The organism is Comamonas sp. HJ-2 (genome assembly GCF_053615495.1).
In genome coordinates this window covers 394,109-415,693 of sequence record NZ_JBSIFD010000002.1, presented here as the reverse complement: position 1 = coordinate 415,693, position 21,585 = coordinate 394,109, and the positions used below count along the sequence as shown (strand labels likewise).

At 63.4% G+C, this 21,585-nt stretch carries 18 protein-coding genes; 15 read left to right on the top strand and 3 right to left on the bottom strand.

Features of this window, described 5'->3' with window-relative positions:
- The first annotated feature begins 31 nt into the window (after positions 1–31).
- From ACWGXF_RS03385 to ACWGXF_RS03375, 3 genes are all read left to right on the top strand, one after another.
- Positions 32–1,228, top strand: a complete 1,197-nt coding sequence (locus tag ACWGXF_RS03385; RefSeq protein WP_256629706.1) for a TlyA family RNA methyltransferase — start codon at positions 32–34, stop codon at positions 1,226–1,228.
- 78 nt (positions 1,229–1,306) lie between these two features.
- Positions 1,307–2,134 carry a methylenetetrahydrofolate reductase [NAD(P)H] gene (metF, locus tag ACWGXF_RS03380; protein WP_003061724.1) on the top strand — a complete coding sequence of 276 codons (828 nt, stop codon included), beginning with the start codon at positions 1,307–1,309 and terminating at the stop codon, positions 2,132–2,134.
- Positions 2,135–2,207: 73 nt separating this feature from the next.
- Complete coding sequence (locus tag ACWGXF_RS03375; protein WP_452101682.1) at positions 2,208–2,951, top strand: septal ring lytic transglycosylase RlpA family protein; 744 nt, start codon at positions 2,208–2,210, stop codon at positions 2,949–2,951.
- A gap of 90 nt (positions 2,952–3,041) precedes the next feature.
- Here ACWGXF_RS03375 and ACWGXF_RS03370 read toward each other — a convergent pair whose 3' ends face one another.
- Positions 3,042–3,908 carry a 23S rRNA (adenine(2030)-N(6))-methyltransferase RlmJ gene (locus ACWGXF_RS03370; RefSeq protein WP_012836927.1) on the bottom strand — a complete coding sequence of 289 codons (867 nt, stop codon included), beginning with the start codon at positions 3,906–3,908 and terminating at the stop codon, positions 3,042–3,044.
- A 332-nt stretch (positions 3,909–4,240) separates the two neighbouring features.
- On the opposite strand from ACWGXF_RS03370, the gene rplM reads away from it, so the two are divergent.
- The 11 genes from rplM to ACWGXF_RS03315 all read left to right on the top strand — a co-directional run bounded on the left by rplM (position 4,241) and on the right by ACWGXF_RS03315 (position 17,363).
- Positions 4,241–4,669, top strand: a complete 429-nt coding sequence (gene rplM / locus ACWGXF_RS03365) for a 50S ribosomal protein L13 (RefSeq protein ID WP_003059004.1) — start codon at positions 4,241–4,243, stop codon at positions 4,667–4,669.
- A gap of 10 nt (positions 4,670–4,679) precedes the next feature.
- Complete coding sequence (gene rpsI, locus ACWGXF_RS03360) at positions 4,680–5,072, top strand: 30S ribosomal protein S9 (protein WP_003059002.1); 393 nt, start codon at positions 4,680–4,682, stop codon at positions 5,070–5,072.
- Between the two features lie 211 nt (positions 5,073–5,283).
- Positions 5,284–5,649 carry an iron-sulfur cluster insertion protein ErpA gene (erpA, locus tag ACWGXF_RS03355; protein ID WP_003059000.1) on the top strand — a complete coding sequence of 122 codons (366 nt, stop codon included), beginning with the start codon at positions 5,284–5,286 and terminating at the stop codon, positions 5,647–5,649.
- Positions 5,606–7,186: a multidrug transporter subunit MdtD gene (gene mdtD, locus ACWGXF_RS03350; protein WP_440588470.1), complete on the top strand. Its 1,581-nt coding sequence runs from the start codon at positions 5,606–5,608 to the stop codon at positions 7,184–7,186. Before erpA ends, mdtD begins: the two co-directional genes overlap by 44 nt.
- Before the next feature lie 318 nt (positions 7,187–7,504).
- On the top strand, positions 7,505–9,109 hold the full coding sequence (gene xdhA, locus ACWGXF_RS03345) for a xanthine dehydrogenase small subunit (protein ID WP_256629709.1): 1,605 nt from the start codon (positions 7,505–7,507) through the stop codon (positions 9,107–9,109).
- 1 nt (position 9,110) lies between these two features.
- On the top strand, positions 9,111–11,537 hold the full coding sequence (xdhB, locus tag ACWGXF_RS03340) for a xanthine dehydrogenase molybdopterin binding subunit (protein WP_034357203.1): 2,427 nt from the start codon (positions 9,111–9,113) through the stop codon (positions 11,535–11,537).
- Between the two features lie 162 nt (positions 11,538–11,699).
- Complete coding sequence (locus ACWGXF_RS03335; protein ID WP_003061737.1) at positions 11,700–13,001, top strand: NCS2 family permease; 1,302 nt, start codon at positions 11,700–11,702, stop codon at positions 12,999–13,001.
- 420 nt (positions 13,002–13,421) lie between these two features.
- On the top strand, positions 13,422–14,405 hold the full coding sequence (locus ACWGXF_RS03330) for an ABC transporter substrate-binding protein (RefSeq protein ID WP_452101681.1): 984 nt from the start codon (positions 13,422–13,424) through the stop codon (positions 14,403–14,405).
- A gap of 12 nt (positions 14,406–14,417) precedes the next feature.
- Positions 14,418–15,275: an ABC transporter permease gene (locus ACWGXF_RS03325; protein ID WP_012836932.1), complete on the top strand. Its 858-nt coding sequence runs from the start codon at positions 14,418–14,420 to the stop codon at positions 15,273–15,275.
- Positions 15,272–15,997 (top strand): ABC transporter ATP-binding protein, encoded by a 726-nt coding sequence (locus tag ACWGXF_RS03320; RefSeq protein WP_179625477.1) that lies wholly within the window; start codon positions 15,272–15,274, stop codon positions 15,995–15,997. The genes ACWGXF_RS03325 and ACWGXF_RS03320 overlap by 4 nt, the downstream gene beginning before the upstream one ends.
- Before the next feature lie 13 nt (positions 15,998–16,010).
- Complete coding sequence (locus tag ACWGXF_RS03315; RefSeq protein WP_256629711.1) at positions 16,011–17,363, top strand: LLM class flavin-dependent oxidoreductase; 1,353 nt, start codon at positions 16,011–16,013, stop codon at positions 17,361–17,363.
- Positions 17,364–17,391: 28 nt separating this feature from the next.
- On the opposite strand, the gene ACWGXF_RS03310 is transcribed toward ACWGXF_RS03315, so the two are convergent.
- On the bottom strand, positions 17,392–18,531 hold the full coding sequence (locus tag ACWGXF_RS03310) for an anhydro-N-acetylmuramic acid kinase (protein ID WP_012836935.1): 1,140 nt from the start codon (positions 18,529–18,531) through the stop codon (positions 17,392–17,394).
- Positions 18,532–18,672: 141 nt separating this feature from the next.
- The gene (locus ACWGXF_RS03305; RefSeq protein ID WP_202787936.1) at positions 18,673–20,031 is read right to left on the bottom strand and encodes a M23 family metallopeptidase; all 1,359 of its coding nucleotides are present in this window, start codon (positions 20,029–20,031) and stop codon (positions 18,673–18,675) included.
- Positions 20,032–20,222: 191 nt separating this feature from the next.
- Here ACWGXF_RS03305 and tyrS point away from each other — a divergent pair, with 191 nt between their 5' ends.
- On the top strand, positions 20,223–21,455 hold the full coding sequence (gene tyrS / locus ACWGXF_RS03300) for a tyrosine--tRNA ligase (protein WP_003061750.1): 1,233 nt from the start codon (positions 20,223–20,225) through the stop codon (positions 21,453–21,455).
- Positions 21,456–21,585 lie beyond the last annotated feature (130 nt).

Sequence of the window (21,585 nt, the reverse complement as noted above, 5' to 3'; positions counted from 1 at the left end):
GGCACCGGTTTATTTCAAAGGAAGCGACGCTATGCGCGCAGATGTTTTTTTGGTTGAAGCAGGTCATGCTGCCACCCGTTCCCAGGCCCAGCGCCTGATTGCCTCGGGTGTGGAGTGGCGCCTGACGCCGCTGGCGCCATGGAAGAAAGTGGCCAAGAACGGCGACGAGATTCCTGCCGGTGCCGAGCTGCAGCTGCTGGACGCCGCCGAGGCCAAATACATCTCGCGCGGCGGGCTCAAGCTCGAAGGCGCGCTGGCCGCGACCGGCCTCAGCGTCAAGGGCTTGCGCTGCCTGGATGTGGGCCAGAGCACGGGCGGCTTCACCGATTGCCTGCTGCAGGCCGGTGCGACCCAGGTCATCGGCATTGACGTGGGCCATGGCCAGTTGCACGAGCGCCTGAAAAATGATGAGCGCGTGGTCTGCGTCGAGGGCTTCAACGCCCGCGCGCTGACGCCCGAGCTGCTGGAGAAGGCCTGCGACGAGGCGCTGTGCGAAGTCATCGAGGAAGAAGAGGACAACGACACCCAGCCCGTCGCTCCCTATGCCTGGATGCGCAACGGCGGTCAGGTCGATGAAGACTATGACGACAGCGACGATGCCAAGGAGCAGGATGTCGAGAGCTTCAAGGCCGAGCGCGCCGCCAAGGCCAAGGCCCGGGCCGAAGGTCTGGCTCCGGTGGAGTTGCGTCGCAAGCCCGGTACCGAAAATATTGACATCAGCCCGGCCTTTGATTTCGTGACCGGCGATCTGTCCTTTATCTCGCTGACTCTGGTGCTGCCTGCCGTGGTGCAGCTGCTCAAGCCCCATGGCCAGTTGCTGATGCTGGTCAAGCCGCAGTTCGAGCTGCAGCCCGGCCAGATCGGCAAGGGCGGCATTGTGCGCGACACGGCCTTGTACGCCGAGGTCGAAAAGCGCATTCGCGACTGCCTCGGCGATCTGGGGCTGAGCGTCAAGCAGTGGCTGGACTCGTCCATAGAGGGCGGCGACGGCAATCACGAATTCTTTGTCTGGGCCCAGCAGGGCGCCGAAGTCAAGGCTCCGGCCCCCGTCGTTGCAGACGAAGCGGCTGCGGCCAGGCCGACCGTCAAGGCAGCCGCCAAGCGCCCTTCGCGTGCCGACATCAAGGCCCAGCGCGCCAAGCAGGAGCTGTATGAAGACCCCGAGGTGGCCAGCTTCGGCCAGCCCGGCCCGGCCCGCAGCAAGCAGAAAAAGCGCAACGAACGTTGAGCGTTGAGTAGAAAAGCGTGGCGGGAGCCGAGCCTTCGGCGCCCGCACATGATCCAGGATTCAGAGACATAGACCGCCATGAGCTTTCCCGTCAGCTTCGAGTTTTTCCCCACCAAGACGCCCGAAGGCGCTGCCAAGCATGTGGGCGTGCGCCAGGCCCTGTATGCACGCAAGCCCGAGTTCTGCTCCGTGACCTATGGCGCGGGCGGCTCCACCCAGGCCGGCACCTTCACCATGGTTCGCGACATTCAGAACGAAGGTGTGGGCGCGGCCTCGCACTTCTCCTGCATCGGCGCCACGCATGAGAAAGTGCGTGCCGAGCTGAACGAACTCAAGGCCATGGGCGTCAAGCGCATCGTCGCCTTGCGCGGCGACCTGCCCAGCGGCTACGGCCTGGGCGGCGAGTTCCAGTACGCCAGCGATCTGGTGGCTTTCGTGCGCCAGGAGTTCGGCGACTGGTTTCACATCGAAGTGGCCGCCTATCCTGAAACTCACCCCCAAGCAAAGTCCCCTCGCAGCGATCTGGACGCATTTGTTGCTAAAGTGCGCGCTGGTGCAGATTCCGCCATCACGCAATACTTCTACAATGCCGACGCATACATGCGCTTTGTCGATGAGGTGAGGGCTCTGGGGCTCGACGTGCCGGTCGTGCCAGGAATCATGCCGATTACCAGCTCTACACAGCTGATGCGCTTCTCGGATGCATGTGGTGCCGAGATTCCGCGCTGGATTCGTCTGCGTCTGCAGGCGTTCGGAGATGACACCGCTTCCATTCGTGCGTTCGGTCTGGATGTCGTGACTCATCTATGCGAGCAGTTGCGCAGCCAGGGTGCTCCCGGGCTGCACTTCTATACGATGAACCAGAGCGTCGCCACTCTGGAGATCTGCGACCGTCTGGGTCTGTAAGCCAAAAGCTTGCCGGCCGCGAGGCGGCCGGTCTTGGGCGGCTCTCACTTGAGCTTTCAAGGAGATTGCGCCCGTGCAACCGAAATTTTGGCGCTTGCGTTGTTGTCAGTGGATAGGTCTTGCCGTCGTCACCGCGACCATGGCCGGCTGTGCTCCGCTGCAGGAAAAGCCCGAGGAACAGCCCCCCGTCGCTCAGAGCCAGCCCCGAAAAAAGGGTGCGCAGCCCACGGTCTCCGCTCCCCTGCTGCCCGACGCCTATGCGCGCAGCAACTATCGCGACAAAGGCCTGGGCGTCAAGGCCAACAAGCCTGCGGATGCCGACAAGGCAGACCTGCCCGAAGACAGCAACAAGTACGAGCTGAGCCCTCCGCGTGAAAGCGACCAGGCGGGCCTGGCCTCCTGGTATGGCGAGCAGTTCCACGGCCGCAAGACGGCCAGCGGCGAGCGCTTTGACAGCATGGACATGACGGCAGCGCACAAGACCCTGCCTTTCGGGACGCGCGTTTGCGTGCGCAGCTCCGTGACCGGCAAGAGCGTGGTGGTGCGTATCAATGACCGCGGCCCCTTCGCGCCCGGTCGCGTCATCGACCTGAGCAAGGCCGCGGCCCAGGAGCTGGGCATGCTGGGTCTGGGCATCAAGCCCGTGGAGCTGTGGCAGCTGGACGCCGATGAGGACGAGTGCCCGGCCACGCTCAATGCTTCGGGCAAGAAGCGCCATCCCAGTGTGGCGCAGGGAGTCTCCGCCTCCAAGACGCGCGCGGCATCCGCGAATCAGCCCGCGCGCAAGGTCTCCCAGACCGCCAGGCGCAAGCGCTGAACCATTATTGCTGTTGAAGGGGGGGGCTGCCAGTGAAGCTGGCGCGCCCGGACTGCAGAGGGCCGGCAAGGGCCGGCCTACAGCCTCCAATCAGCCGCCAGACTCCAGCGTAAAGCCTGCATTGCTGTCCTGACCCAGCAGCTTGACCAGCTGCGGCATGGCGGGCTTGAGCTGATCCTTGAGATTGAACGGCGGGTTGATCAGAAACATGCCGCTGGCAGGCAGGCCGCCGCGTTCGGAGGTCTTGTTGCTCTTGACCGTGAGCGTTGCATGCAGCCAGCTCTTGCCAGCCTTGGTGGCCATGGTCTTGAGCCGCTTGGGCAGATCATGGGCTTCGGGGCGCGGGATGATGGGGTACCAGACGGCGTAAGTGCCTGTGGGAAAGCGCTTGAGACCGTCCGCCGCCATGTCCAGCACACGGCCGTAGTCGGTCTTCAATTCGTAGCTCGGATCGCAGAGCAGCAAGGCGCGGCGTGATGGCGGAGGCAGGAATTTCTTCACGCCTTCAAAGCCATCCTCATGCAGGATGGCGACCTGGCGCCTGACTTCCAGCTGGGCCATGTTGCCGGTCAGAGAGCGCATGTCCGTGGGGTGCAGCTCAAAGGCCTTGAGACGGTCATGACCGCGCAGCAGCGCCTGGGTGATGAAGGGCGAGCCGGGATAGTTGCGGATGGCATTGCCCTGGTTGAAGCGACGCACCATCTGCAGATAGTCCTGCAACACAGGGGCCAGTTCGGCCTCCTTGGCGGCAGCCAGGCGCAGCACGCCTTCCTCGGCCTCGCCGCTCTTGCTGGCGTAGTCGCCGTCCAGGCGGTACAGGCCGGCGCCGCCGTGGGTGTCGAGCACCGTCAGCGCAGCCTCTTTTTGCGTGAGGTATTGCACGGTGGCAATCAGAACGGTGTGCTTGAGCACATCGGCATGATTGCCTGCATGGAAGGCGTGGCGGTAACTGAACATAGAAATGGATGGTAACCAGCAGGGCAAGAGGGGAACAGCACTTTTTACCCTGTGGTCTTTAAAGGCTGTCGGCGCCTGGGTGCAGAGGGAGAAACAGGCACTAGGGGCTGTTTCACAACAGGCTGCTGCACGAAAACACGCAGATTCTGGCGTTTTTGTATAATGGCGGGCTTCGCAGCGATTTTATGGTTCCCGCGGCGAAGGCTTGGGCCAAGTTTAAATTGGTCCGAGTAACCCCGCCTAAGAGGCTTCCTTTAAAAGACCTGTCTTTTTCAAGAAGAAGCACCGACCGCGGAAAAGGGACCGCCAAACCCTCTTGAAAGAGAAAACTCATGTCTACATTCAGCGCAAAGCCCGCTGAGGTGCAACACGAGTGGTTTGTGATTGACGCCACCGATAAGGTGCTCGGACGTGTCGCCAGCGAAGTGGCACTCCGTCTGCGCGGCAAGCACAAGGCCATTTACACACCTCACGTTGACACCGGTGACTACATCGTCATCATCAACGCCTCCAAGCTCAAGGTCACTGGTACCAAGAACCTGGACAAGGTGTACTACCGTCACTCCGGTTTCCCCGGCGGCATCACTGCCACCAACTTCCGCGACCTGCAAGCCAAGTTCCCTGGCCGTGCTCTCGAGAAGGCCGTCAAGGGCATGCTGCCCAAGGGTCCTCTGGGCTACGCCATGATCAAGAAGCTGAAGGTTTACGGCGGTGCTGAGCACCCCCATACCGCACAGCAGCCTAAGGCTCTGGAAATCTAAGGAGACCTAGATGATTGGTGATTGGAACAATGGCACAGGCCGTCGCAAGTCCAGCGTCGCTCGCGTGTTTCTGAAGAAGGGCTCCGGCAAGATTACTGTGAATGGCAAGGACATTCAGCAGTACTTCGGTCGCGAAACCTCCATCATGATCGCAAAGCAACCCCTGGTTCTGACTGAGAACCTGGAGACTTTCGACATTCAAGTGAACGTCCATGGCGGCGGCGAATCCGGTCAAGCCGGTGCAACCCGTCACGGCATCACCCGTGCCCTGATCGACTATGACGCAGCTCTGAAGCCTGCACTGAGCCAAGCCGGCTTCGTGACTCGCGACGCTCGTGAAGTCGAACGTAAGAAGGTCGGTCTGCACTCCGCACGCCGCGCCAAGCAGTTCTCGAAGCGTTAATCCGTTTCCCCTGCAGGAAGGATTCTGCGGAGTCTTTTCAAGAAAAGCCGCCTCGAATGCAAATTCCTGGCGGTTTTTTCATGGGCGGTCGCAGCCTTGTCCAGCGCTTGCGCAAAGCCCCCACTTGCACTGGCGACAAAGATGTACGGCCGGTATTCCCGAGCCCCTTGCTGTACCATTTCAGGCAATCAAGAAACTACGGAGTAATGCCATGAGCGCCGTTGCTGAAACCACGACCACCGAAATGCCTTCCCCCATCGTCTTCACCGACAGCGCTGCTGCCAAGGTGGCCGACCTGATTGCCGAAGAAGGCAATCCCGATCTGAAGCTGCGCGTTTTTGTGCAAGGTGGTGGCTGCTCCGGTTTCCAGTACGGTTTCACCTTCGACGAGATCACCAACGACGACGACACCACCATGACCAAGAACGGTGTCTCGCTGCTGATCGACTCCATGAGCTATCAGTACCTGGTGGGTGCCGAGATCGACTACAAGGAAGACCTGCAAGGCGCTCAGTTCGTGATCAAGAACCCCAATGCCTCGACCACCTGCGGCTGCGGCTCCAGCTTCTCGGTCTGAGTCGAATGATTGTCTGCGCGCCGGCCGCTCTGGTCTGGCGTTCGCATATTGCTTAAGCCGCTGCGAGTCAGCGGCTTTTTTGTTGCCTTGCCGCCTCGTTCCGGAGCTGCCCATGGGTGAGATGCCCGCCGCGCACCATAGTGCCCCCCATAAAGAAAGACTGCTGTGGCTGGTGGCCATAGGCTTTTTCATGCAGTCGCTGGACGCGACCATTCTCAACACGGCCTTGCCGGCCATGGCGACCGAGCTGGGCGAGAGCCCGATGAAGATGCAGTCCGTCATCGTGGCCTATGCGCTGACCACGGCCATGCTGATTCCGGCCACGGGCTGGGTGGCCGACCGCTTTGGCACGCGGCGCGTCTACGGCTGGGCGATAGGCCTGTTTGTGCTGGGCTCGGTGCTGTGCGCACTCTCGCCCAGCCTGCCGTTTCTGATCGCGGCACGCGTGGTGCAGGGCGTGGGCGGCGCCATGATGCTGCCCGTGGGGCGGCTGGCCGTGCTGCGCACCTATCCGCGTGGCGAGTTCATTCGCGCCATGAGCTTCATCGCCATTCCGGGCCAAGTCGGGCCGTTGCTGGGGCCTACCCTGGGCGGCTGGATGGTGGAGTACGCCAGTTGGCACTGGATCTTCTGGATCAATGTGCCCGTGGGACTGATAGGGCTGTGGGCCACCTGGCGCTGGTTCCCGCGCAGTGCGCCGGTGCCCGTGCACCGCTTTGACGGCAAGGGCTATGCCATGCTGGCTTTCGGCATGGTGGCGATTTCCATCGCGCTGGACGGCCTGTCCGGCATGGGGCTGGGCATGGCGCTGGTGGTGGTGCTCATGGTGTTCGGTCTGGCCAGCTTGGCCAGCTACTGGATGCATGCGCTGCGCGTGGACGAGCCGTTGTTTGCGCCGTGCCTGTTCAAGGTGCGCTCGCTGCGCGTGGGCCTGCTGGGCAATCTGTTCACCCGTTTCGGCAGCGGTGCCGCGCCGTTTCTGATTCCGCTGATGCTGCAGGTCGGCCTCAAGATGTCGCCCATGAACGCGGGTCTGATGATGCTGGCCACCGTCACCGGCAGCATGCTGGTCAAGCGCATTGCCGTGCGCACGGTGCAGCGCTTTGGCTACAAGCGCGTGCTGCAGGTCAATTCGGTGATGCTGGCAGTGATGCTGGCCTCCTTCGGGCTGGTTGTGCCGGGAACGCCGGTCTGGCTGCTGCTGGTGCAGCTGTTCATCTTCGGCGGCTTCAACTCCATGCAGTTCTCGGCCATGAATTCGGTCACGCTCAAGGACATGGAGGGCGAGTCTGCGAGCAGCGGCAACAGTCTGCTGTCCATGGTGCAGATGCTGGCCATGAGCATGGGCGTGGCACTGGCCGGAGCCCTGCTGACGGGCTTCAGCGATATGTGGCCGGCGCACAGCGATGAGCGCATGCAGGCCATTCGCGCCACCTTTGTGACGGTGGCCTTGATGACGCTGGCGGCGACGCTGGTGTTCAGCCAGCTCGATGCCGACGAGCCGGTGCGCCCGGCTCCGGATGGTGGCGACGCCTGAAAATCTGATAGCTTATAGCGCTTGTCAATAAACGATTTCGGATTGTTTTCAATTTGAAGTTGTTTATTGGAAAGCGCTATTAGCTATTGATAAGGGAGCGTTGCCATGCTCCCGCTTCCTGGGACTTACCCGTAGAGAACCGGGTTTTGTACGGGTTCACCCTTGATTTTGGTCACGGATATATGACGCGCTACATAGCCCCTATGAGCGCGTCTGTATGAGAAGCTGCCCCTGCAGGCGTAGCCTTCGATCTTGACGAATGCTGCGTTTGGAATGCATCTTGCATGCAGGCATTCAATCTCACCCTGTCCCACGATCATGAGCACCAGTCAGAACTCTCAACCGATACGCTTCTTCCACCGCGGCGAGGTGGTGGAAGTGCAAGGCCCGCACCCCACACGCTCCGTGCTCCAATGGCTGCGCGAGGATGCCCATTGCACCGGCACCAAGGAAGGCTGCAACGAAGGCGACTGCGGTGCCTGCACGGTAGTCATCGGCGAGCTGGCCGAAGCCGGCGATATCGAGGCCGTCAACGGCCTGCGCCTGCAGACCGTCAATGCCTGCATCCAGTTTCTGCCCAGCCTGCATGGCAAGGCCTTGTTCACGGTGGAAGACCTCAAGAGCCAGTGCGCGGGCAAGTCTGCCTGCGCCGGCAAGCCCGCAGGCCCACAAAGCCTGCATCCGGTACAGCAGGCCATGGTGGAGTGCCATGGTTCGCAATGCGGCTTCTGCACGCCCGGCATCGTGATGACGTTGTGGTCGGCCTATGAGCATCATCAGCAGCAGGGCAGCGAGCCCACGCGTCAGCAACTGGCCGACGAACTCTCGGGCAATCTGTGCCGCTGCACGGGCTACCGTCCGATTCTCGATGCCGGTCAGCGCATGTTCGACCTGCCTGCGGTGCGACTGGATACGGCGCCCGTGGTGGCTGCGCTGCAAGGCCTGCAGGCCGGCAATGCAGGGCTGAACTATGCGGCGCCCCAGGGCCTGCGCACGGACTTCTTCCATGCTCCACGCACGCTGGCGGATCTGGCCAGCCTGTGCGAGGCCAAGCCCAAGGCCCGCATCGTGGCAGGCTCCACCGATGTGGGACTCTGGGTCAACAAGCAGTTCCGCGACCTGGGCGACATGATTTATGTCGGCGACGTGGCCGAGATGAAGCGCATCGAGGTGCGGCCCGATGCCGAGGGCGGCGAGCTGTACATCGGCGCCGGGGCTTCGCTGGAATCGGCCTGGAGTGCGCTGGTGCAGCGCTGGCCCAGCTTGACCGATGTCTGGCTGCGCTTTGCCTCCACGCCCATCCGCCATGCAGGAACCATGGGCGGCAATGTGGCCAATGGTTCGCCTATCGGCGATTCGCCGCCGGTGCTGATGGCGCTGGATGCGCAGATCGAGCTGCGCAAGGGCGAGCGCGTGCGCCGCATGCCGCTGACGGATTTCTATCTGGACTACATGAAGAACCAGCTGGAGGCGGGCGAGTTCGTGCAGGCCCTGGCGGTGCCGCTGGCGGCCATGCAGCGCCAGGTGCGCGGCTACAAGATCAGCAAGCGCTTCGACTGCGATATCTCGGCCCTGTGCGCCGGCTTTGCCATTGAGCTCGATGGCGAGATCGTGCAATCCATCAGGCTGGCATTCGGCGGCATGGCCGCCACGGTCAAAAGAGCGGCGGCAGCCGAAGCGGCCCTGCTGGGCAAGCCCTGGAGCCTTGAAAACGTGAAGGCCGCACAGGCCGCGCTGGCCCAGGATTTCAAGCCCATGAGCGATATGCGCGCCAGCGCCGATTACCGCCTCAAGGTGGCGCAGAACCTGATCCAGCGTCTGTGGCTGGAAACGCGCGCCGATCAGCCGCAGGGCACTGATGCGACCAGTGTCTGGAGCGTGATGCCCCACGTCGTTCCCGCCGCCGTGGAGCAAGGAGTCTGAAATGAACAACCCCCTTGAATTGACGAATGAACTGGTGGCGGAAGCCTTTGCCGACTACCGCAAGAATCAGGCCTATCGCATTGACGAAGTGACCGAAGCCAAGGCCCATGATCAGGGCGCACGCGTGGGCGTCAGCCGCAAGCACGAGTCCGCACACCTGCATGTGGCCGGCGAGGCCGCCTATATCGACGACCTGCCTGAGCTGGAAGGCACGCTGCACTGCGCGCTGGGGCTCTCGCCCGTGGCCCACGGCCGTCTGACGGCGCTGGCGCTGGAGGCCGTGCGCGCCATGCCCGAAGTGGTGGACGTGATCACGGCTGCCGACATCCCCGGTGTCAACGACTGCGGCTCCATCATTCATGACGACCCGATTCTGTGTGATGGCGAAATCCGCTACGTAGGCCAACCCTTGTTCGCCGTGATTGCCCGCTCGCGCGATGCGGCAAGACGTGCGGCCGCCCTGGCCAAGGCTGCGGCCACCATCAGCGAGCTGCCGCCCGTGCTGACACCGCGCAAGGCCCATGAGCTGGGCCAGTACGTGATGCCGCCCATGCACCTGGAGCGCAGCACGCGGGAAGGCGGCGCGCGCGCCGCCATGGATGCCGCGCCGCACCGCCTCAAGGGTTCCTTCGATGTGGGCGGGCAGGAGCAGTTCTATCTGGAAGGACAGATCAGCTACGCCACGCCCAAGGAAGACGGAGCCGTGCATATTCATTGCTCCACCCAGCATCCCAGCGAAATGCAGCATCTGGTGGCTCATGCTCTGGGCGTGGCTTCGCACAGCGTGCATGTGGAATGCCGGCGCATGGGTGGCGGCTTCGGCGGCAAGGAATCGCAGTCGGCGCTGTTCGCCTGCGTGGCGGCCGTGGCGGCAACCAGGCTGCAGAAACCGGTCAAGCTGCGTCTGGACCGCGACGACGACTTCATGATCACCGGTCGCCGTCACTGCTTCTGGTATGAGTACGAAGTGGGCTATGACGATGAGGGCCGCGTGCTGGGAGCCGAGATCTCCATGGTCTCGCGCGCCGGTCACTCTGCCGATCTGTCGGCGCCGGTGATGACGCGTGCGCTCTGCCATTTCGACAATACCTACTGGCTGCCCGATGTGCTCATGCATGGCTATATGGGCAAGACCAACACCCAGAGCAATACGGCTTTCCGTGGCTTTGGCGGACCTCAGGGCGCGATTGCCATCGAGAACATTCTGGATACGGTGGCGCGCAGCCTGGGGCGCGATCCGCTCGATGTGCGGCGCGTCAACTTCTACGGCAAGGGCGAGCGCAACATCACGCCTTACGAGCAGGTCGTGACCGACAACGTGATTCACGAGCTGGTGGCCGAGCTGGAGGAGTCCAGCGACTACCGTGCGCGCCGTGCGGCTGTGAATGCCTTCAACGCCGGCAGTGCCGTGCTCAAGCGCGGCCTGGCGCTGACGCCGCTGAAGTTCGGCATCTCCTTCAATGTGGCCCACTTCAACCAGGCCGGCGCACTGGTCCACATCTATACCGATGGCTCGATTCTCGTGAACCATGGCGGCACCGAAATGGGCCAGGGCCTGAACACCAAGGTGGCGCAGGTGGTGGCACATGAACTGGGCGTGGCATTCGAGAATGTGCGCGTGACGGCGACGGATACCAGCAAGGTGGCCAACACCTCGGCCACGGCTGCCTCGACGGGAGCCGACCTCAACGGCAAGGCCGCACAGGATGCCGCACGCCAGCTGCGCGAGCGTTTGGCCGAATGCGCCGCACGCCTGCATGGCGGCGATGCCCATGACGTGCGCTTTGCCAACAATGCGGTGCAGGTCAATGGCCAGAATGTGCCGTTTGCCGAGCTGGTGCGCGCCGCCTATCTGCAGCGTGTGCAGCTGTGGTCGGATGGCTTTTATGCCACGCCCGGCCTGCACTGGGATGGCAAGCGCATGAAGGGCCACCCCTTCTTCTACTTTGCCTATGGCGCGGCCGTCAGCGAAGTGGTCATCGATACGCTGACGGGCGAATGGAAGCTGTTGCGCGCCGATGTGCTGCATGACGTGGGCCGCTCGCTGAACCCGGCCGTCGATGTGGGCCAGGTGGAGGGCGCCTTCATCCAGGGCATGGGCTGGCTGACCACCGAGGAGCTGGTCTGGCATCCGCAAACCGGAAAGCTCACGACCCATGCGCCCAGCACCTACAAGATTCCTACGGCCAATGACTGCCCGCCGGTCTTCAATGTGCGCCTGTTCGAGGGTGACAACTATGAAGACTCCATCCACCGCAGCAAGGCCGTGGGCGAGCCACCGCTGCTGCTGCCGTTCTCGGTGTTCTTCGCGATTCGCGATGCGGTGTCGGCCGCCGGCGAGCACCGCATGAACCCTCCTCTGCAGGCGCCTGCCACGTCAGAAGCCATCCTGCGCGCAGTGGAAGCCGTTCAAGGGCACACTGGCTAGTTTTTCCTCACAGGTGTTGTCGCCTTGCGGGGCGGCAGCCATTTGAGTCATGGCTGTTTGCCGCGGGGCAAGGCCATGTGCTGCGCCGCTCATTTGGCGGCGCAGGACCGGGCGCGTTCCTCGCGTTGCGCCTCGCATGCAAAACAACACGGAGACTATGCAATGAACTGGACAGAGCGGATATTCAAACTCAGGGAGCACAACACCAATGTGCGCACGGAACTGGTCGCAGGGCTGACGACCTTTCTTTCAATGGCCTACATCATGTTCGTCAACCCCTCCATTCTGGGGGATGCGGGCATGCCCAAGGGCTCGGTCTTTGTCGCCACCTGCCTGATCGCAGCGCTGGGCTCGACCATCATGGCGCTGTATGCCAACTACCCGATTGCGCTGGCGCCGGGCATGGGGCTGAACGCCTATTTTGCCTACGTGGTGGTGCTCAAGATGGGCTATACGTGGGAGGCTGCCCTGGGGGCGGTGTTCGTCTCGGGATGTCTGTTCCTGATCTGCACCATGCTGGGACTGCGTGAGCTCATCATCAAGGGCATACCGCAGTCCATACGCGTTTCCATCACCGTGGGTCTGGGTCTTTTCCTGGCGCTGATCGCGCTCAAGACCGCCGGTGTGGTTGCGGCCGACCAGAACACCTATGTGACGCTGGGCGATCTGCACAAGCCCGAGGTCATCATGGCGCTGCTGGGCTTTTTGCTGATCGTGGTGCTGGACCGTCTCAAGGTGCCGGGCGCCTTGCTGATCGGCATCCTGGCCGTGACCGTGGCCTCGTTCTTCTTCGGCGGCAACACCTTCCACGGCATCTTCTCGGCACCTCCTTCCATCGAGCCCACTTTCATGAAGCTCGACATCAAGACGGCGCTGACCACGGGCTTCCTCAATGTGGTGCTGGTGTTCTTCCTGGTGGAGCTGTTCGATGCCACCGGCACGCTGATGGGCGTGGCGCGCCGCGCCGGCCTGCTGGTGCCCGAGCGCATGGGGCGTTTCAACCGCTCGCTGCTGGCCGATTCAGGCGCGATCTTTGTGGGCTCCATCCTGGGTACCTCCAGCACCACCGCCTATGTGGAGAGCGCTGCCGGTGTGCAGGCCGGCGGCCGTACCGGTCTGACGGCTCTCACGGTTGCCATGCTCTTCCTGGCCTGCCTGTTCATCGCGCCGCTGGCCGGTGTCGTGCCCGGCTATGCCACTGCGCCTGCTCTGCTGTTCGTGGCCTGCCTGATGCTGCGTGATCTGACGGAAGTGCAGTGGGATGAAACCACCGAAGCCATACCGGCAGTCGTCACCGCGCTGATGATGCCTTTCACCTACTCCATCGCCAACGGTCTGGCCTTCGGCTTCATCACCTATGCCGTACTCAAGCTGTGCACAGGCAAGGTCAAGGAGGTGCACTGGATCATGTGGGTGATTGCTGCCCTGTTCCTGTTCAAGTTCATCTACGTCGGCGGTCACTGATCTTCAGGCGCTGATCGAACCCGGCATGGCTCGAAGGAGCCAGCCGGACAGGACATCCAAGATGCGAAAAGCAGTCCGGCTACTGGTGGGTCGGGCTGCTTTTTGCATTGTGAGGGTCAGGCCTGCCGATGGCCTGTGCCTTGATGGGCAGACGCCCGGATGGTCAGTCATTTCCCCGGGCCTCAACAACATTGATTTCATGAGCATATTGCCGAATCAAAGCTTGTTGTGCGTTCGTGCGCCTGGCCTCGATGGGCGCCTGCCGCCTTAAGTGCCTGACAGCACAGCGAAATCCATGTGCGTCCGCTGGACCGACACCGGCGCTCGGATGAGTTGGTTGTTTCCAAATTTGAAATCAATATTTTTTGATCTGTCGACTGCTCCCTAGCATCCGTCCCATTGCATACATGGGAGAAGAAAGTGGACAAGCGTCGATTTCTGCTGGCCGGGCCTTCATGGCTGGCAATGGCGGCAGCCGGCATCACCGGTGCTGCGCATGCTGCGGTGGACGCCAAGACCAGGCTGGTCGTCGCTGACCAGAGCGAGCTGATTCGCCATCTGCTGGATGCCAGCGGCGAACGCAAGAAGACCGGCTTCCAGCTGGAGCTGCCCAATTTTGCCGGCGGTCCGGCCATCTTCGAGGCCATCCGCGCCGGAGCGCTGGACATGGCCTATGTGGGAGACACGCCACCCATCCAGGCGCGCGCAGCAGGCGTGAACCTGCCCATCATCGCAACCTTCACCCGAGCCAGAGCGGAATATCGTTTGCTGCAACATGCCGGAGCCGGGGTGGAGCGCCTGAGCGATCTGCGTGGCAAGCGCGTGAGCTATGTCGAAGGCTCGGGTCGCCAGGTTTTCCTGATCGAGGCCCTGAACCGGGCGGGCCTGACGCTCAAGGATGTCACGCTGGTGCATCTGCGCGTGGCCGAACTCAACGATGCCCTGCGTGCCCGGGCCGTGGATGTCGCCACCATTGCCGAGCCGCATGTCACGCGGCTGTCCAGGCAGATCGGTGCGCGTGTGGTGCCCGACCCCCTGGAGCGTCAGCTGCTGCCTTCCACCTCCTATATCTATGCCCGTCCGGAGGTGCTGGCCGATCCGCAGAAGGCCGAGGCCATCCGCGAATTCCTGGCCTCCTTCGTGCGCGCGGGGCGCTGGAGCAATGTCCATCGCAAGGAATGGGAGCAGCATTACCTGCGCAATTTCCAGCGCCTCGATGCCGAGAGCGCTGCGGCCATACAGGCGGCGCAGGCTCCGCTCGAGTTCCAGACCGCCGGACAGGCCCAGCCTCATCATCAGAAGCTCATCGACATCCTGCACAGCGCTGGCAGTTTGCCCCGGCGCCTGGATGCCAGGGACTCCTTTGTGGCGAGCTATGACGGCGTGATCGTCGCCAATCGCTGAGGAGTTGCCGTGATGACTCCGATTCCTCTGGAAGCGCGCGTGGCCGGCTGGCAGTCTCAGACCGGAGCGCCGCTTGCCGTGCCAGACCGCAAGGCCCCGGCACTGGTGCCGGCCCGCCTGTCGCCGGGCATGCTGCTGGCCGGGCCGGCCCTGCTGCTGCTGGTATGGGAGGCCGCATCGCGCCTGGGATATCTTTCGTCCGAGACGCTGACGGCACCGTCGCAGGCATTGCGTACAGGCTATGAAATGGCTCTTGATGGAAGCCTGCTGCCGCATCTGCTGGCTTCGGCCGGGCGAGCCTACACAGGGCTGTTTCTGGGCATTGTGGTAGGCGTGCTGCTGGCGCTGGTCGCCGGACTGAGCCGCAGCGGCGAGGCCCTGATCGATGGTCTGGTGCAGATCAAGCGGGCCGTTCCCACGCTGGCGCTGATTCCATTGGCCATCATCTGGCTGGGCATAGGCGAGGCGATGAAGGTCTTCCTCATCTTCACCGCCGTGCTGATTCCCATCTATATCAACACCCATGCAGCGCTGCGCAGCATCGACATCGGTCATGTGGAGCTGGCTCAGACGCTGGGACTGTCGCGTGCCGAGTTCATTCGCAAGGTGGCCCTGCCGGGAGCCTTGCCGGGTTTTTTTGTCGGCCTGCGCATGGCGGTCTCGCTGTGCTGGACGGCGCTGGTGGTGCTGGAGCTGATCAACACGCAGACCGGTATCGGCTATCTGATGAACCGTGCGCGCGATTGGGGGCAGACCGATGTGATCGTGGTGGGAATCCTGATCTACGCGCTGCTGGGTCTGCTGTCCGATGCCGCGGTGCGGCGCCTGGAGGCACATGTGCTGTCCTATCGGAGGTCGCTGGGATCATGAGCCATCCATCATTGACCGGTACCGTGCAACTGCACGGCTTCAGTCGCAGCTTCCATGGCAAGCAGGTGCTCGACGACCTCCATCTCGATATCGCCTCCGGGCAGTTCGTGGCATTGCTGGGGGAGTCGGGCTCGGGCAAGACCACGCTGTTGCGGGCCCTGGCCGGCCTCGATGCCGAGGCCCGGAGTTCGGGGGCGGCGTTGGCCCATGGCAATGTCTCCGTGCTGTTCCAGGACTCGCGCCTGCTGCCCTGGCTGACGGTGCTGGACAACCTGACGCTGGGGCTGGATGCGCAGGCGGCCCGGCCTGCCGCAGTGCAATTACTGCGCGAGGTGGGCCTGGAAGACAAGGCCGGGGCCTGGCCCGCCACCCTGTCCGGTGGGCAAAAGCAGCGCGCGGCGCTGGCTCGCTCCTTGCTGCGCGAGCCGCATGTGCTGCTGGCCGACGAGCCTTTTGGCGCCCTGGATGCGCTGACCCGCCTGCGCATGCAGGGCCTCTTGCGGCGCATGGTGGAGCGCATACGCCCGACGGTGATTCTGGTGACCCACGATGTGGACGAATCCCTGCTGCTGGCAGACCGGATTCTGGTGCTCAGGGACGGAAAGATCGCCGAAGACCATGCGCTGGATCTGGCCCATCCGCGGCGACCGGATCACCCCGCTTTCATGCAGCTGCGCACGACCTTGCTGCGCAGCCTGGGTGTGGAAGCCGAATTTTCCTGAAAGAAGCCCTGCCATGACACGACAACTACACCTGAACCTGTTTCTGATGACTCGAGGCCACCACGAAGGTGCCTGGCGTCACCCCGGAGCCAATCGCAAGGCACTGACCGATCTGGAGCTCTATGTGGATGCGGCCCGCATCGCCGAGGCCGCCAAGTTCGATGCCGTGTTTCTGGCCGACGGGCTGGTCGGGCCCGACAACGGGCAGATGGCTTCTTCAGGCCAGCTCGAGCCGCTGCTGCTGCTGGCTGCACTGGCGCAGCATACCGAGCGCATCGGGCTGATCGGGACGGCTTCCACCACCTACAGCCTGCCCTATACGCTGGCGCGGCAGTTCGCCACGCTGGACCATCTCTCCAAGGGCCGGGCAGGCTGGAATATCGTGACCTCCTGGCTGCCCCGGGCCGGCGAGAACTACGGGCTGCAGCAGAACGTGGAGCATGCCGAGCGCTACCGCATCGCCGAGGAATTCGTGGCCGCAGTGGATGCGCTATGGCGCAGCTTTCCGGGCGGGGCAGTGGTGGACGATGCCGAATCGGGCCAGTTCCTGGACATAGGCCAGGTGCGCCCCGTCAACTATGCGGGAACGCATATCCGTACGCGCGGACCGCTGAATGTGCCGGGCAGCCCCCAGGGCCGTCCGGTGCTGGTGCAGGCCGGGCAGTCCGAAACGGGCCGGGCCTTTGCCGCGCAATGGGCCGAGGCCATTTTCACGGCGCATGGCAGCAAGGAGTCGGCACAAGGCTTTTATGCCGATATCAAGGGGCAGGCGAAGGCTCTGGGGCGCAGGGCCGAGGATATTGTGATTTTGCCGGGCATCAGCGCCGCGATTGGATCCACGGAGTACGAAGCCCGCCAGGTGTGGGAGGAGCTCGACAGCCTGACCAGTATCGATGTGGGGCTGGGGCGCCTGTCGGCCCGCTTTGGCGGCCATGACTTCAGCAGTCTGCCGCTGGACCGCCGCTTGACCCGCGACGATTTTCCCGACCCCGCGCTGGTGGAGGCTTCCAGGAGTCGCGCCATGGGCTATGTGGAGACCACGCTGCGCGACGGGCTCACGCTGCGTCAGCTGCTCAAGCGACTGGCAGGGGCGCGCGGGCATCTGGCAATTGCCGGCACGCCCGAGCAGGTGGCGGACACGATTGAAGACTGGTTCCGCACGGGCGCTGCCGATGGTTTCAATGTGATGCCACCGGTCATCACCCAGCAACTGGAGCTGTTTGCCAGCGAGGTCGTGCCCATTTTGCGCAAGCGCGGGTTGTTTCGCAGCGACTACCAGAGCAGCACGCTGCGCGGCCATTTCGGCTTGCCCGATCTGCCTGTGGTGCAGCACAAGGCGCAGGCGGATGCCGCAGTAGCGGCCTGAGCCTGCAGGCGGGCCGGCGGCCGCGCGGTCAAGCGGGGTGGATGGCGCCCAGAATGCGCGGGCCGCTGGCGCCTGTCACGCTGGCCAGATTGCCGGGCAGGCCCAGCAGGCATTGACGTGCCAGCCAGGCAAAGGCGGCTGCTTCCACTTCGAGCGGGGGCAGGCCGCACTCTGCCGTGGAGGCCACCTTCACGCCCGGCAGCAGGGCGGCAAGACGCTGCATCAGATAGGTGTTCAGTGCGCCGCCGCCGCAGACCAGCAGTTCGGTGCCGCCCCTGCCGAAACGCTGGACGGCATGGGCGCAGCTGGCGGCCGTGAATTCGGCCAGGGTCGCCTGTACATCGACTGCGGCGGCCTGGGCCGCATGCTGCTGCAGATGCCGCTCCAGCCACTCGGCGTGAAACAGATCGCGCCCCGTGCTCTTGGGCGGCTGCTGGGCCAGATAGGGGTCGCCCAGCATGGCGGCCAGCAGCTCGGGCAGGACCTTGCCGCTGGCGGCCCACCGGCCGCTCTCGTCATAGCTCCTGCCGGTATGGCGCAGGCACCAGCCGTCCATCAGCGCATTGCCGGTGCCGGTGTCGAAGCCGAGCACCGAGCCGTCGGCACCCAGCACGCTGAGATTGGCAATGCCGCCGATATTGAGTACCAGCGCGGTTTCAGCGGGCCTGCCGAACACGCTTTGGTGAAAGGCCGGTACCAGCGGCGCGCCCTGGCCGCCTGCCGCCACATCGCGGCTGCGCAGGTCCGCGACGACGCTGATGCCGGTCAGCTCGGCCAGCAGGGCGGGGTTGTTGAGCTGCAGCGTATAGCCCGTGCCATCGAACATCTGCGGACGGTGGCGCACGGTCTGCCCATGGGCGCCTATGGCTGCGATCTGCCCGGCCCGGACGCCGGCTGCAGTCAGCAGTTGCTGCACCACCTGTGCATAGTGGCGCACCAGTGCATTGGCGGCCAGGGCGGCGCGATGCAGCTCGTCCTGGCCACCAGCGGTGTTGAGGGCCAGCAACTCGGCGCGCAATGCCGCGTCGAAGCCGCAGCTGGCATGTTGCAGCACTCGCGTGCCCTGGCTGAAGTCCACGAGAACCCCGTCGACGCCGTCCAGCGATGTACCGGACATCAGTCCGATATAGAGGTTGCTTTGAGCGGCTTGTTCAATGGCATTGGGCATGGCAGATCAGAGGGTTGGCGGGCGGTTTACTATCTTAGCTGTAGCGTTTGCGGCTTTCCTGGCGGTCGCTGCAAACGATCCCGATGCGGAAATGAAAAAGGGCTGCAATTTGCAGCCCTCAGGTTGAGTCGCAGCGGTGGATCAGCGTGTGCTGGCCAAGGCGAACGACTGCGTGCCGGCGTTAAGTTCGATGCGCATCTGCGCTGCCTGCTGCTCGAAGGCCGGGCGGGCAGCCTTGGAGATGGGCTGGGCGGCATCGGTGATCTGGGCAATGGTCAGCGGGTCACGCTGCTCGCCCTTGTCGCGGAACTCGAAGTGCAGATGAGGGCCGGTGGCCCAGCCCGTGGAGCCCACGGCGCCGATGATGTCGCCCTGGTCCACGCGCTGGCCGCGCTTGACGTCGATGCGGCTCAGGTGGGCGTAGACGGTGGTGTGCTGGTTGGCGTGATCGACAAAGATCACATTGCCGTAACCGTTTTGCACGCCGGCAAAGGACACGACGCCGTCGCCCACGGTGCGCACCTTGGTGCCCGTGGGGGCCGCGAAGTCGGTGCCCAGATGAGCGCGCCAGGTTTTCTGGATGGGGTGGACGCGCATGGAAAAACCGCTGCTGATGCGCGAGAACTCCACGGGATAGTTCAGATAGGCCTGGCGCAGGCTCTTGCCGTCCAGCGTGTAGTAGGCGCCCTTCTTGCCTGCTTCCTGGAACCACATGGCCTGATGCGACTTGCCATTGTTGTAGAACTCGGTGCTCAGCACGCGGCCGGCGCGCAGTGGCTCGCCATCTGCTTCCAGCGATTCATAGACCACGGCAAAGCGGTCACCCTTGCGCAGGCCGCGGCGGAAGTCCAGCTCGCCCTGGAAGATGTCGGCCATCTGCATGGAGATGCTGTCGGGAATGTCGGAGGCATCCGTGGCGGCAAAGAAGGAGGAGCGAATCACGCCACCGGCCAGACGCGGGCTGGCCGTGAGTTTGCCGGTCTCGATCTTGGATTGCAGCTTGCCGTCCACGCGCTCCACCGTCAGGCGCTGAAAGCTGCCGTCTTCGCTGGGAGCCCAGCGCACGGTCAGCTGGCTCAGCTGCTGGTCGGGTGTGGTCTCTGCTGACACGAGGCGGCCGGCGCGGCCCAGCACGTTCTGGCGCACGGCTTCGTTGCTGCGCATGAAGGCTGCGGCTTGCGGGTCGGCAATGCCAAGGCGCTGCAGCAGCGACTCGGTGGTGTCGTTGCTGCGGGTGTATTCGGAACGGTAGAGGGAGAAGGACTGCAGATCCGTCAGATCGGCCAGATCCTGGCCGGCGGCCAGGGAGGTGACGGGTTCGGTCAGTGTACGTACGGGAAGGTCGGCGGGGTCGGGGCCCAGGCTGGCCACTGCGAAGGCGCCGCTGCCACCGGTCAGCAAAACCGTCGCCAGCGCCGCCGTGGCGCGCTTGGGGTGTTTTTGCAGAGCCGATGTCAGCCGCGCAAGCAGAGCACCGCCGGCATTTTTCAAGCCAGTCATCAAAACATCAAATCCTTGGGAAAGCGTGTCGGTGGAGTTGGTATTTGTTACGACTGACACGTCTCCAGCAGCTCTACCGTGCCATAAGTCCATCCAAAGAGGTCTTTATGAGGGAGCAGTCTAGAATTGACCGTAACACCAAACCTCCAAGTATATCGGCCGCGTCCTACCTCGCCTGCCGAAAAACCCTTATGAATCAATCTGCTGTTACAAGTTTTCCCGTGACCGACAGAGTGAACCAGGCGCTGGAAGTCACTCTGCGTGGAGTCGATGAGCTGCTGCCCAAGGACGAGTGGGTCCAGAAACTGGCCAGGTCCGAAGCCACCGGCGTGCCCCTGCGCATCAAGCTGGGTCTGGACCCGACAGCCCCCGACATTCACCTGGGCCATACCGTGGTGCTCAACAAGATGCGCCAGCTGCAGGATCTGGGCCATCAGGTGATCTTCCTGATCGGCGACTTCACGACGCTGATCGGCGACCCTTCGGGCCGCAACTCCACACGCCCGCCGCTGACGGCCGAGCAGATCAAGGTCAATGCCGAGACCTATTACACCCAGGCCGCCAAGGTGCTGGACCCGGCCAGGACCGAGGTGCGCTACAACAGCGAGTGGTGCGACCAGCTGGGCGCGCGCGGCATGATCCAGCTGTCGGCCAAGTACACGGTGGCGCGCATGATGGAGCGCAACGATTTCCATACGCGTTTCACCGACGGCAGCTCCATCAGCCTGCACGAGTTTCTCTACCCGCTGCTGCAGGGCTATGACTCGGTGGCGCTCAAGTCCGATCTGGAGCTGGGCGGCACCGATCAGAAGTTCAATCTGATGATGGGCAGGCATCTGCAGGCTGAGTACGGTCAAGAGCAGCAGTGCGTACTCACCATGCCGCTGCTGGTGGGCCTGGATGGCGTGCACAAGATGTCCAAGTCCAAGAACAACTACATCGGCATCACCGAGGACGCCAACACCATGTTCGCCAAGGTGCTGTCGATCTCGGACGAGCTGATGTGGGACTGGTACACCCTGCTGTCCTTCAAGAGCCTGGCCGAGATTGCCGCGCTCAAGGCCGAGATCGAGGCCGGCGGCAATCCCAAGCATGCCAAGGTGGCGCTGGCCAAGGAGATCACCGCGCGCTTCCACAGCGCCGAAGCCGCCGATGCGGCCGAGCAGGATTTCATCAACCGCTCCAAGGGCGGCATTCCTGATGACATCCCTGAAATCAGCCTGTCCGGCGCTCCGCTGGGCATTGGTGCGCTGGTCAAGCAGGCCAATCTGGCTGCATCGACCGGCGAAGCCAACCGCCTGATCGATGGCGGCGGCGTGCGTGTCGACGGCAACGTCATCAGCGACCGCGCACTGAAGCTGGATGCTGGCACCTTTGTGCTGCAGGTGGGCAAGCGCAAGTTTGCGCGTGTCACGCTGAGCTGAGCGCCCTGGGGCGCTTCGCCTCGTTCGCCTCTTTAGCGTTGAGTGCCATAGGGCAAGGACTTTGCCGCTGTGGCGCGGCCTAAAGAGGTGACAGTAGAGGTGACAGTAAAAATGAGAGCTGTTTACGCTT